General features: G+C 71.2%; 15 protein-coding genes. 11 read left to right on the top strand and 4 right to left on the bottom strand.

Going from position 1 to position 11,822, the window contains the following annotated elements; genetic code table 11:
• From G6028_RS04060 to G6028_RS04050, 3 genes are all read right to left on the bottom strand, one after another.
• A partial coding sequence (locus G6028_RS04060; protein WP_241730527.1) for an ABC transporter permease occupies window positions 1-1,232 on the bottom strand: 1,232 nt, incomplete at its 3' end.
• Window positions 1,232-1,999, bottom strand: coding sequence for an ABC transporter ATP-binding protein (locus G6028_RS04055; protein WP_179523574.1), 768 nt, complete (start codon window positions 1,997-1,999; stop codon window positions 1,232-1,234). The genes G6028_RS04060 and G6028_RS04055, both read right to left, overlap by 1 nt.
• Before the next feature lie 27 nt (window positions 2,000-2,026).
• Complete coding sequence (locus G6028_RS04050; protein WP_182658121.1) at window positions 2,027-3,037, bottom strand: pseudouridine synthase; 1,011 nt, start codon at window positions 3,035-3,037, stop codon at window positions 2,027-2,029.
• 257 nt (window positions 3,038-3,294) lie between these two features.
• Here G6028_RS04050 and G6028_RS04045 point away from each other — a divergent pair, with 257 nt between their 5' ends.
• From G6028_RS04045 to G6028_RS04015, 7 genes are all read left to right on the top strand, one after another.
• A complete protein-coding gene (locus G6028_RS04045; protein WP_182658120.1) occupies window positions 3,295-4,191 on the top strand; it encodes a universal stress protein in 897 nt (298 codons plus the stop codon).
• Complete coding sequence (locus G6028_RS04040) at window positions 4,188-4,475, top strand: N-acetyltransferase (protein ID WP_182658119.1); 288 nt, start codon at window positions 4,188-4,190, stop codon at window positions 4,473-4,475. Before G6028_RS04045 ends, G6028_RS04040 begins: the two co-directional genes overlap by 4 nt.
• Before the next feature lie 161 nt (window positions 4,476-4,636).
• Window positions 4,637-4,918, top strand: a complete 282-nt coding sequence (locus G6028_RS04035) for a GlsB/YeaQ/YmgE family stress response membrane protein (RefSeq protein WP_182658118.1) — start codon at window positions 4,637-4,639, stop codon at window positions 4,916-4,918.
• A gap of 103 nt (window positions 4,919-5,021) precedes the next feature.
• Window positions 5,022-5,255 carry a hypothetical protein gene (locus G6028_RS04030; protein ID WP_182658117.1) on the top strand — a complete coding sequence of 78 codons (234 nt, stop codon included), beginning with the start codon at window positions 5,022-5,024 and terminating at the stop codon, window positions 5,253-5,255.
• An 80-nt stretch (window positions 5,256-5,335) separates the two neighbouring features.
• Window positions 5,336-5,938: a TetR/AcrR family transcriptional regulator gene (locus G6028_RS04025; RefSeq protein ID WP_182610642.1), complete on the top strand. Its 603-nt coding sequence runs from the start codon at window positions 5,336-5,338 to the stop codon at window positions 5,936-5,938.
• On the top strand, window positions 5,935-6,735 hold the full coding sequence (locus G6028_RS04020; RefSeq protein WP_338404141.1) for a class E sortase: 801 nt from the start codon (window positions 5,935-5,937) through the stop codon (window positions 6,733-6,735). Before G6028_RS04025 ends, G6028_RS04020 begins: the two co-directional genes overlap by 4 nt.
• Complete coding sequence (locus tag G6028_RS04015; RefSeq protein ID WP_182658122.1) at window positions 6,735-6,917, top strand: hypothetical protein; 183 nt, start codon at window positions 6,735-6,737, stop codon at window positions 6,915-6,917. Before G6028_RS04020 ends, G6028_RS04015 begins: the two co-directional genes overlap by 1 nt.
• An 18-nt stretch (window positions 6,918-6,935) precedes the next feature.
• Here G6028_RS04015 and G6028_RS04010 read toward each other — a convergent pair whose 3' ends face one another.
• Window positions 6,936-7,484 carry a DUF2020 domain-containing protein gene (locus G6028_RS04010; protein WP_182617062.1) on the bottom strand — a complete coding sequence of 183 codons (549 nt, stop codon included), beginning with the start codon at window positions 7,482-7,484 and terminating at the stop codon, window positions 6,936-6,938.
• Window positions 7,485-7,577: 93 nt separating this feature from the next.
• On the opposite strand from G6028_RS04010, the gene G6028_RS04005 reads away from it, so the two are divergent.
• The 4 genes from G6028_RS04005 to G6028_RS03990 all read left to right on the top strand — a co-directional run bounded on the left by G6028_RS04005 (window position 7,578) and on the right by G6028_RS03990 (window position 11,727).
• On the top strand, window positions 7,578-8,201 hold the full coding sequence (locus tag G6028_RS04005; protein WP_179523581.1) for a TetR family transcriptional regulator: 624 nt from the start codon (window positions 7,578-7,580) through the stop codon (window positions 8,199-8,201).
• A 69-nt stretch (window positions 8,202-8,270) separates the two neighbouring features.
• Entirely contained in the window at window positions 8,271-9,227 is a 957-nt protein-coding gene (locus G6028_RS04000; RefSeq protein WP_182658116.1) for a hypothetical protein, read from the top strand.
• Between the two features lie 562 nt (window positions 9,228-9,789).
• Window positions 9,790-10,677 carry a L,D-transpeptidase gene (locus G6028_RS03995; RefSeq protein WP_182658115.1) on the top strand — a complete coding sequence of 296 codons (888 nt, stop codon included), beginning with the start codon at window positions 9,790-9,792 and terminating at the stop codon, window positions 10,675-10,677.
• A gap of 126 nt (window positions 10,678-10,803) precedes the next feature.
• Window positions 10,804-11,727 (top strand): L,D-transpeptidase, encoded by a 924-nt coding sequence (locus G6028_RS03990; protein WP_182658114.1) that lies wholly within the window; start codon window positions 10,804-10,806, stop codon window positions 11,725-11,727.
• Window positions 11,728-11,822 lie beyond the last annotated feature (95 nt).

Below are 11,822 nucleotides of genomic sequence, written 5' to 3'. Positions count from 1 at the left end.
TCCGAGGAGGCGGCCCCGACCCGCATGCCCTGCACCGGGGCGACGCGACCGGCGCGGCGGGCGGGCGCCCACGCGGAGAACACGGTGACGACGAAGCCCAGCACCAGCGGGGTGATGACGGACATCGGGGTGAGTGCCAGGGTCCCGGAGGGGATCCCCAGGTCGAAGGCGTCGAGTACGGCAAAGATGACCCTCGCCAGTCCGAACCCGGCCAGCACGCCGATCGCGGACCCGACCAGACCGGTCAGCGCGGCCTCGGCCAGCACGGACCGGGTGAGCTGCCCGCGGGTCGCGCCGATCGCCCGCAAGAGGGCGAGTTCGCGGAGCCGCTGCGCCACCAGCATGGAGAAGGTGTTGTAGATGATGAACGTGCCCACGAGCAGCGCGATCAGGCCGAAGGCCACGAAGAAGTAGTTGACGAAGTCCAGGATGGTCGACAGCTGCGCGGAGAGCCTCTCCTTGACCTCCTCGCCCGTGCTCACCTCGTACTCGGGGAACTCGGCGGCGAGCGTGTCGCGCATCTCCTCCTGGCTCACGCCGGGGACCGCGCGGACGGCGACGTTGGTGGCGTTCTCCCCGTCGGTGAACAGGGCGCGGGCCTGTGCGGAGGTGAAGCCGACCCCGACGTAGCCGCCGACGTCGGTCTCCGAGGAGTACGAGCCCACGACCGTGACGTCGATCATCCCCTGGGAGGTGGTGTACACCCGCGCGGAGTCGCCGATCGAGAGTCCCGCGTTGTCCAGCACCGACTCGGGGAGGACGACCTCGCCGTCCGCGGCCGGAGCGCGCCCGTCCGAGATCCAGCTGCTGCTCCCGACGGCCTGGTCGGGCTCGACCCACTCCAGCCCCTCCGACGGGGCGCCGCCCGACTGGTAGGGCGTGCCGTCGGCGTTGAACATCACCACGGTGCCGGTCACCCCGGGGGTGACGGCCTCGACGCCCGGCAGTCCGAGGGCGCGGTCGGCGACCTCGAACGGCACCCCGGCGCCCCGGGGGTCCTCGGGTTCGATCATCGCGGACAGGTCCTGCGTGCCCTGGTCGAGCAGGCCGTCGAACGTGCTCTTGAGGGTCGAGGTGAACACCAGCGAACCGGTGACGAACGCGGTGCCGAGCACCACGGCGAGGACGGACAGGACCAGTCGCAGCTTGTGCGCCGCGATGTTGCGCAGGGACACCCGGAGCATGGGCCGGGAATGGCTGGGGGCGTGACCAGCGGCGTGGCGGGCGGCCATCACCGCTCCTCGAGCGCGCCCATGGCCGCCAGGATCTCGTCGGACGTGGGATGGGAGAGCTCACGCACGACCCGGCCGTCGGCGAGCAGCAGGACGCGGTCGGCGTAGGTCGCGGCACGCGGGTCGTGGGTGACGATGACGACGGTCTGCTGGAAATCGTCCGCCGCACTGCGCAGGATCGACAGCACCTCCGCCGACGAGGTGGAGTCGAGGTTGCCCGTGGGCTCGTCGCCGAACAGGATGTCCGGGCGCCCCACCAGCGCACGCGCGCAGGCGACGCGCTGCTGCTGTCCGCCGGACAGCTCCGAGGGGCGGTGGGACAGGCGGTCGGCGATCCCCAGCCGCCCGATCACCTCGTCGAACCACGCGCGGTCGATGGCGTGGCCCGCGATGTCCTGCGGGAGCGTGATGTTCTCCTCGGCGGTCAGGGTGGGGACGAGGTTGAAGGACTGGAACACGAACCCGATCCGGTCGCGGCGCAGCGCGGTGAGTTCCTTGTCCGCCAGGCCCACGATCTCCGTGTCACCCACGCGCACCGAACCCGAGGTCGGTCGGTCCAGACCGGCCATGCAGTGCATGAGCGTGGACTTGCCCGAGCCGGACGGGCCCATGATCGCGGTGAACCGTCCGCGCTCGAACGAGGCGCTGACGTGGTCCAGCGCGCGGACCTCGGTCTCGCCCTCGCCGTAGGTCATGACGAGGTCGGTGGCGACGGCTGCGAGCTCCGCGCCCTCCGCCCGGTGCTGGGTCTCGGCCTGCGTGGTCATCTGCTCCCCTGGATCGTGGTGGTCGACCTAAAGCATGCAGGAGTTCGGAGCGGGTGCCGATGGGGGATGGCCCGGATCTTGCGCCCGGGCCTTCCCGGACGGCCACGCCTCGAGCGACCTGCGGGTCCTGAATCGTCGTTCGGCACCGGAGACGGGGTCGGTGAACCCGATCGACTCCGCGAGTAACTGCAGTGGGTGGGAGAAGTCACCAGGGGTGATCGTCCGCACCCGCGGGTACAGGTCGTCACCGAGGATCGGCGTCCCGAGCGCGTTCATGTGGACGCGGAGCTGGTGGGTGCGCCCGGTGGAGGGCTCGAGGCGGTACAGGCCGAGCGGCGTGGCCGACCCGCCCGGGTCGGGCTCACGCACCTCGAGCAGGGTGATCCGGGTGTGGGCGTCCGGTGGGCCGTCCACCTCGGCGGCCTGCAGCACCCCGCGGGTCTTGACGATCCGGCTGGACCGCTCACGGACGTGCGGCGTCCCCTCCGGCGCGGGGGCCACGGCCAGATAGGACTTGGCGACCCGCCGGGCGGCGAAGAGGTCCTGGTAGGCGGCGCGGTGGGCGGGGTCGGCGGTGAACACCAGGACGCCCGCGGTGAGTCGATCGAGGCGGTGGGCCGGAGCGAGGTCCGCCAGCCCGAGGTCGCGGCGGAGCCGCACCAACGCGGTCTGGGTGACGTGTCCGGCGCGGGGGGTGGTGGCCAGGAAGTGCGGCTTGTCGACGACGACGAGGCGGTCGTCGGCGTGCAGGACCTCGATCCAGAAGGGCACCTCGACCTCCGGCTCGGGGGTCCGGTACGTCCACACGTCCATCCCCCGGTGCCGCCGGGTGGAGTCGGTGACGGCCACCCCGTCGGCGGTGACCACCTGACCGGAGGCGAGGGCCGCCTCGAGCTCGGCGAGCCGGTCGGGGAACCGCCGGCGCAGCTCCTCGGGGATGCTGCGGGGCCCCCGACCGGGGTCGGCCAGCCGGATTCGGACCGGGTCCACGCCGTCACGCAACGGCAGGGGCCTTCGCGGACGTCCGGACTTCGGCATATGCAGAGTCTAGTCGTTGGGCTACACTCACTTTTCGCCCCAGGCACCTCATGCGTCACTTGCATTCCAGCTGCCCCCTTCACCCCAGGAGCACCCATGATCGACGCCGTTGTCGACTTCTTCCTCTTCGGACCCGGCCGCGCCTTCCTCCCGGCGTTCCAGGGCAGCTTCAACATGGCGTACCCGCCCAACGCCCCCTTCCCCGACGAGTTCTGAGAACGCCTCCACGAACCACCCGCGGCGGTATCCTCGGGCGTATGGCTTCACTCGAGAATTCCGTGGTCGTCGGCATCGACGGTTCAGCAGCCTCGACCGGCGCCGTCGCGTACGCCGCCAACACCGCCGCGACCCGGCGGATCCCGCTCGTGCTGGTGACCAGTTACACGATGCCGGCCGCCATGTTCGCCGAGGGCATGGTCCCGCCCCAACCCGTCTACGACGAGTTGGAGAAGGAGTGCCAGCCGATCGTGGAGCACGCCAGGGCCACCGCCCTCAAGGTCGCCCCGGACATCGAGGTCTCGCACGCGATCGTCGAGGGCAACCCCTCGCAGGTCCTGATCGACTACTCCCGCAAGGCCAAGATGATCGTCCTGGGCTCGCGCGGACTGGGCGGGATCAAGGGGATGGTCCTCGGGTCGGTCTCGGCCTCGGTGGCCAGCCACGCGTTCTGCCCGGTCGTGGTGACCCGTGAGGACACCGACGACCTCGACCGCTCGGGCCCCGTCGTGGTGGGCGTCGACGGTTCCGAGGTCAGCGCCAAGGCCACCGCGTGGGCCTTCGCCGAGGCCTCTGCCCGCGACGCCACCCTGATCGCGGTGCACACCTGGATGGACCCGCAGGTCCAGGCCGCCGCCGCGGGGATCGCGCTGACCGACGAGGACTGGCGGCAGCTCGAGGAACAGCAGCTCGAGATCCTGTCCGAGCGGCTCGCCGGCTTCTCCGACCGCTACCCCGACGTGCGGATCGAGCGGTTCGTCACCCGCGATCGCGCGGTCCCGGCACTCGTGGAACAGGCGGAGAAGGCCCAGCTCGTCGTCGTCGGGTCCCACGGGCGGGGCGGATTCACCGGCATGGTCCTCGGTTCGACCAGCCGGGCGCTCCTGCAGGCGTCGCCCTGCCCGGTGATGGTCGTGCGCCCGGAGTCGCACTCGTGAGCGCCGGGGAGGACGTCCAGGTGAGGCGCAACCTCGCCGCCGACCGGTTCGAGATCGTGGTCGACGACGTGGTGGCGGGTTTCGCCGACTACAGCGATGCCGACGGCGTCAGGACCTTCCCGCACACCGTGGTGGACCCGGAATTCGGCGGCCGCGGCCTCGCCGGGCGGATGATCGGCGAGGCCCTAGAGGTCACCCGCGACGAGGGCCTGCGGGTGCGGCCCGCCTGCGAGTTCGTCGAGCGCTACGTCCAGAAGAACCCGGACTCGGCGGACCTCGCCTGACGGGTCCTGCTCACATGACACCTGAGGTGCAGGTGAGTAACGAATAAGCGACGATTAACCCCACAGAGGGTCCGACCGGAGGCGTTCGGGGCGCAAGCGTGTTCTGCTGTGGGTGCGGCTCGCACTCGGGCCGAGTACCTCTCGGGAAAGGACACACCACCATGTTGTGGAGCATCATCTCCTGGATCATCGTCGGTGGCCTCGCAGGCTGGATCGCGTCCATGATCATGGGCAAGAACGCCCAGATGGGCCTCGTCGCCAACGTGCTAGCCGGTGTCATCGGCGCATTCATCGTCGGCCTCTTGGTGTCGCTCTTCACCAGCGAAGGCGGCGGGATGCCCGAGGCCTTCTCTATCTGGGGCTTCGTCGCCGCCATCATCGGCGCGATCATCGTCATCTTCATCGTCTCGGCCATCAAGGGCCGCGGACGTTCGAGGGTCTGACCCCCGACACCAGTCGAAGCAACATCCGAACGGCCCGGCCCCGCACAGCAGGGGCCGGGCCGTTCGTCTCACGACCGGAGAGAACGAGAAGAAGGGACCGGACATGGGCCTCATAGACAAGATCAAGAACATCGGGAAGAACCCCGCCACGCTGAACTCGGCCGTCGCGAAGACCGGGGACTTCCTCAATGACAAAGCCGCAGGCAGGAACAAGGCACAGCGCAACACCGGGGCCGCCGGGCCGGACAGCAGCCCGGCCCACGACCCGGCCGACGTGCAGACCGACGACACCGTGACCGGCGACCGCCCTCCCGCTGGCGGACAGCCCACGGCCTGAGCCGGGCGATCGGTCCCGGTGTGGCCTGACACGGCACCGGTCCCGCCGAGTCCGTGGTGCCAGCCGATAGTCTGTCCCCTGTGACGAGCGCACGGTCGACCAAACCCGGACCGCGGGAGCGGCTCCTGGCCACGTCGACCCGCCTGTTCTCCACGGACGGGATCCGCGCGGTGGGGATCGACCGGATCCTCAGGGAATCCAAGGTCGCCAAGGCCAGCCTCTACAACACCTACGGTTCCAAGGACGAGCTCGTCGTGGCGTACCTGCGGGCCATGGCCGAACGCGACCGCGCCCTGTGGCAGCGACGCGCCGACGCCGCGCCGGACTCGCGCGGACGCATCCTCGCCCTGTTCGACATCGTCCGTGAGCGCGTGGAGCCCGCGACCCCCGGTTCGTGCCACCTCGCCGCCGCCATCGAGTTCCCCCGCCCCTGCACGGACGGCGAGCACGCCATCCGGGCGGCGGTGTCCGACCAGCGGGCCTGGGTCGCCTCGACCCTCCGCTCCGAGCTCGCCGGCATGGGGCTCGAGGACCCCGACAACATCGCCGACCTGGCGGACCGGTTGGCGATCCTCCACGACGGTTCCGTCACCGCCGCCATGCTCGGTGAGGTCGAGACCTCGGCGATGACGGCACGGAGCATGGCCGAGCTCATCCTGGGGATGGTCACGGAACCCTCGTGACGCGCGCGGCGGGTGTGGTGGGCGAGGTGCTGGTGACCCTCGGCGTCGTGCTGGCCCTCTTCGTCGTCTACCAGGTGTGGTGGACCGACCTGGGCGCGGCGCGCGCCCAGTCCGCCGCCGACGCCGAACTGGACCAGCGGTGGGGTGGACAAGACAACCCGCGGGGTCGCGGTACGGGCGTCGACGACGGGGACCCGGGGCTCTCCGGACTCGCCGACGGCACCGCGTTCGCCCGCCTGTACATCCCTGCGTTCGGCTCGGACTACCGGTTCGCCGTGGTCTCCGGCACCAGCGACGCGGCCCTGGAGACCGGGCCCGGGCACTACACGGAGACCCAGGACCCGGGCGAACCGGGCAACTTCGCCGTCGCCGGGCACCGGGTGGGCCGGGGATCGCCGTTCAACGACCTGGACGCCCTGCGCTCGTGCGACGCCCTGGTGTACGCCACGGCGGACCGGTGGCTGGTCTACCGCGTACTGCCCGTGGACGCCCCCGACCGCGCCTCGGCCCGCGCCCGGGCCGCCGAATGCCTACCCACGGACCTCGCCGACCGCGCGACGTCCGGCATGTACGAGGGACTGTCCGGTGTCTCGGTGGTCCGCCCGGAGGACGTGTGGGTGATCGACGCGGTACCCGGACGCGCCGAGCCCGCCTCCCCCGACCTGCTGCCCCTGGCCACGCTCACCACGTGCCATCCGCAGTATTCGGCGGCGGAACGGCTCGTGGTGCACGCGGTACTCGAACGAAGCGAGGCGCGGGTACCCGGCGAGGTCCCCGCGGAGCTGGGGGGCCGGTGATGTACGCCTGGCTCTACCGGAGGCTCCCCGGGCCCACGCCGGTGCGGATCGTGCTGGTGGTCGTCCTGGTGGCGGCGGTGTTCCTGCTGCTCATGGAGGTGGTGTTCCCCGCGGTCGAGGCGCTCATGCCGTACTCCGACGTGGCTGTCGACCCGGTCGCGGCCTCCCCGCCCGCCCCCTGAGCACGTCGGCCCCCTGACTCAGTCGGCCACCCGGGGTGCGACGAGCTCGGCCACCCGCTGGACCTTGACCGACTGTTCCTGCGTGGACTGCACCGCCAGGACCTGTGTCCCGCGGGCCAGGACCACCAGGGCGCCCCCCGGGCCGCCGGTGCGGCCACCGGTCCACCCGCCCTCGACGTGCGAGCGCTCCGACTCGCCGACCGGCGCCGAGCCGTCCACCAACTCGGTGGCCCGCTCCTCCGACTCGACCGAGTACACGGTGGTCGTGAGCTGGACGGCCCCGTCGGCGCTGTAGAAGAAGCAGGCGGCGGGGTCGACGCGGTCGTCGATCCGCACGTCGGTGGCCAGCTCGCCGTTGAGCCTCGACGCCTCGTCGACCGACAGGTACGGGCACTCCGCACTGGTCACCGGCTCGACCTGCGGGATCTCCGGCTCGCTGGTCTCCGGCGGCGCGGTCCGGATCGTCCCCATCTCCGGCGCCGGCTCGGTGTCCCCGCCGCACCCCGCCATCACGCCGAGCAGGACGACGGACAGGGGTGCGAGAAGGGTCGTGGCGGCGATACGCATGATGACCAGGATAGGACCCGACCCGCTGGGTAAGGTCATCACCACCGAACTGAGAGACCGACACTCATCGACCACCGACGGGGAGGCGCCCACATGACCGGCCCACCCACGCAGGCGCAGGGCGCCGACCGCACCGAGCATCGCCGGCGCGAGCTGCGCGAGACCATCTCCTCGGTCGCGTTGGACCTGGCCCTCGAGCGGGGGCTCGACGCCGTGACGGTGGACCAGATCGCCAAGGCCGCCAACGTGTCCCGTCGGACGTTCTTCAACTACTTCCCCTCCAAGGCCGCCGCGTGCATCCCGGACGCCTTCCCCCCGGACCGCGACGCGGTGCACCTGTTCCTCACCGACCGGTCCGTGTCCACGCTGACCGCGCTCACCCGCCTGCTGTGGCTGCAGGTCGCGATGGCCCGGCAGGAGACCCCTCTGTTCAACCGGTTCCACGACATGTGGCGGCGGGAACCGGGGATCCGGACCGAGGTGTACGCGATCCTGTCCCGGACAGAGGAGGAACTGGCCGCCCTGGTGGCCCGCCGGGAGGGCAGGGATCCCGGGTCCGTGGAGGCCGCGACGGTGGCGGCGGCGTCCATCGCGATCGTGCGGGTGGCGGTCGAGCAGTGGCGCACCGACGAGTCGCCGACCCTCCTGGAGGACCGGATCCGCGAGTCGTTCGACGCCGTCATCAGGGCGACCGAGATCCTCCCCGGCGACGCCTGACCCGTCCGGGCGGGCGTCCGCGGAACGGTCGGGATCAGGGATCGGACGCCGACGTCGTAGGATCGGCCCATGCGATCGCAGCGACCCCGTCCCGGAACCGGGGGACGAATCGCCCGGGGGTTCGTGGCGTCGGCGGCGATGGTGGCCGTGTCGGGGTGCTCCGCGCTCGGCTTCTCCGACGCCGGCGAGACGGGTCCACCCCGGATCTCGCCGGAACCCCGGCCCGACATCGCCGCGGCGATGGTCGAGGGACGACCCGCCCCCGATGCTCGGCTGAACGCGTGTGAACTCCTCGACCTGACGCCCGCCGAACTGATCGAGCTCACCGACGCCGACATGCCCGAGGTCGAGCCCATCGGCTCCGGCGATCTGGGCCTGATGTGCACCTACGGCGGTCCGGGATCGCCCGAGTTGTACGAGATGCAGCAGGCGGAGGCGGAGGCCGAGGCAGAGGCGGAGGCGGAGGCGGAAGACGGGTCGGAGACGGGAACAGGCACGGCGACAGGGACGACGGCGACCGGGACTGCCGACCCCGGGGACGGGACGGGCGAGGAGCCGGAGTCCGTGGCGGGGGCCGACACCACCACGGAGGTCAAGCCCATGCCCACGACCTCGCCCACGACCACCCGGACCACCACCGGTGAGCGGGACGAGATCCCGGACACCTTCGCGGCCGGGGTGGTCAAGCCACGTGGGGGCCCCCAGGCCGCTCTGCGCGGCCAGCCCGCGATGTTGGGGGTGCGGTACGCGTGTTCGGAGATCCGCGGAGCCGACGGGGCGTCGATCGAGGATGCACCCCCGGCCGCTCCCGAGGCGCCCGCCCCGGTCCGACCCGAACTCGATACCGCGTACATCGACTGCGTGGCGGCCCCGACCGGCGGGGGCGTCGAGGTCCACACGATCCTCATCGCGGACAACGACCTGTGGCACATCACGTTGATCAGCCCGGAGACGCCGCGTTCGCCCGATGCCGAGGCACGGGCACTGGAGGGCCTGCGCAGGGTCGCCGAGCACATCCTCGACTGAACCCGGGCCGCCCGGCGCGGAAATGGGGAACGACGCCGGAGCCCCTCAGCATCCGACGCCGTTCCCTCCTGCGGACTGCGCATCGCGCCTTCCGGAATCCACGCTCGCCTCGGAAGGCGGCGGGCCGACACCCCCCCAGGTGCCCCGGTATTCATACCGGCCCCTCGTCGTGAAGTAACAGCCCCTCGTCCGCACTTCACCTCGCCACCGCACCCCCCGGCCGGTGACTGGAAGAACTCTATGTTGCACCCGTGGCGCAGGCAAGGCCATGATCTGCGGTTCTTCTGTTGACTTTGGGTCAATAAACGGAGTCGGAGTATCTACCAGCGGTTCTGCGAGCGCCGTTACCAATGAACATTGGAACTGTCGCCCGGCGCCCCGGGGGCCGCACGGATCGGACCCGTGGAGCCCGCCCGGCGCAACGGGTACCCAGCCGCCCGCGGTCCGAGGTACTGTTACTGATGTTGCCTGTGTGGCGCATGTGATTTGAGTGAGTCGTGGCCCGACTCCACCCGCCCGAACCATCACCGCCGCCCGCCTGCCCGCGGCCGAAGGAGAAACGATGTCCCGCCGATCCCGCTTCCTCGCGACCCTCCTGGTCACGACCGGCCTCGTCGTCGGCCTGGCCCCCGCCGCGTCAGCGCAGTCCGTCGCCTTCCCCGGCCTGGAGTCGGCGCCCCTCCCCCAGCTGCCCGGGCTGGCCTCTCAACCGGTCCTCACGATCCCCGTGCCGGCTCCGCCGCGCCCCGCCGTGGAGCCGGTGGCGTCGGTCTACCCCACCCGCGACGAGACCGTGGGAGTGGCGCAGCCCGTCATGATCCGCTTCGACCGCCCCGTCGCCGACCGCGCCCGGGCGGAGGCCTCCGTGGGGATCCGCACGGCGCCGGCCGTCCCGGGCAGGTTCTACTGGGTCGGCGATTCGGAACTGCGCTGGCGGCCGCACGAGTTCTGGCCCGCGGGCACCTCGGTCACCGTGTGGGCCGGCGGGCGGGAGAACGTCTTCCGCACCGGCGACGCCGTCGTCTCGACCTACGACGACGCCACCCACCTGGTCACCGTCACCCGCAACGGCCAGGTCGTCCGGACTATGCGGGCCTCCGCGGGACGGGACGCCTACCCCACCCACAACGGGATCTACTACAACGGCTGGCGCGCCCGCGAGGTCCGGATGGACTCCTCCACCTGGGGGCTGTCCAGGACGGCGGGCGGATACGACACGACCGTCGAGAACGGGGTGCGCCTGAGCTACGACGGCATCTTCATCCACTCCGCCCCGTGGTCGGTCGCCGACCAGGGCGTCCGCAACGTCTCCCACGGCTGCATCAACCTCAGCCCCGAGGACGCGGCCTGGTACTACGACAACACCCGCAACGGCGATCCGTTCATCGTGGTGGGCGGCCCGGGACGGCAGTTCGGCGAGTTCGACGGCCAGGGGGACTGGAACTACTGAGCCGGCTGCCGGGCCGACCCCCGCGGGTCGGGGTGAAACACAATCGATATGGCGCACGACACCCTAAGAGAGTCCTCCGCCTAGTCTGAGAGGTACCCCTCGTCTCCGTCGTCCCCAGGAGTAGCAATGACCCGTTCGCCCCGGATCACGGTCCTCGCCTCGATCTTCGCCGCGGCCGCCCTCGTCCTGGGGCTCGCCCCGGCGGCGAACGCGCAGTCCGTGATGCCCCCGAGCCCGCCCGGCATCCCCCAGTTGGAGAACGCGCCGCTGCCCACCCCGCTCATCCCGGGTGTCGGGGCGATGCCGGTCCTCACCTACCCGGTGATCGGTCCCGACCGACCCGCGCCCGAGTACGGAGACGTCAACGTCTTCCCCACGCAGAACGAGATCGTCGGCGTGGCGCAGCCGGTCATGTTCTTCTTCGACCGGCCCATCGCGGACCGGGCCCGCGCGGAGGCCACGCTCGGCATCCGTACCGAGCCCCCGGTGGCGGGCAAGTTCTACTGGGTCAACAACTCCGAGGTGCGGTGGCGCCCGCACTCCTTCTGGCCGGTCAACACCTCGGTCACCGTCTGGGCCGGCGGCAAGCGGCAGCAGGCCTTCCGCACGGGTGACGCGCTGATCGCGGAATACGACGACCGCACCAAGCACATCACCGTGACGCGAAACGGCCAGCACGTGCGCACCATGCGGGCGTCGGCGGGGATGCGCGGCTGGGAGACCTACAACGGCGTCTACTACACGGGTCAGCGCGGCCGGAACGTGCGGATGAACTCCGAGGCCTTCGGGCTGCGGATCGAGGACGGCGGGTACGACTCAATCATCAACGACGCCGTCCGCCTGAGCTACGACGGCATCTACATCCACTCCGCCCCGTGGTCGATCGCCGACCAGGGCGTCCGCAACGTCTCCCACGGCTGCATCAACGTCAGCCCCGAGGACGCGCGCTGGTACTACGAGAACTCGCGCAACGGCGACCCGTTCATCGTCAAGAACGGCCCCGGGCGTCCGTTCGGCGCCTTCGACGGCCAGGGCGACTGGAACTACTGACGCGGGACGCCCGGCCTACCTCGGTGGCACGGGCGCGAGCACGCCGACGATGCCGTCCGCGGGCACGCACCGCGGCGGAGCGGACGCGGCGCCGC

Origin of the sequence: Dietzia cercidiphylli, assembly GCF_014145145.1 — a bacterium.
Lineage (GTDB): Bacteria > Actinomycetota > Actinomycetes > Mycobacteriales > Mycobacteriaceae > Dietzia > Dietzia natronolimnaea.
This window is presented reverse-complemented; position numbering and strand designations above follow the sequence as displayed.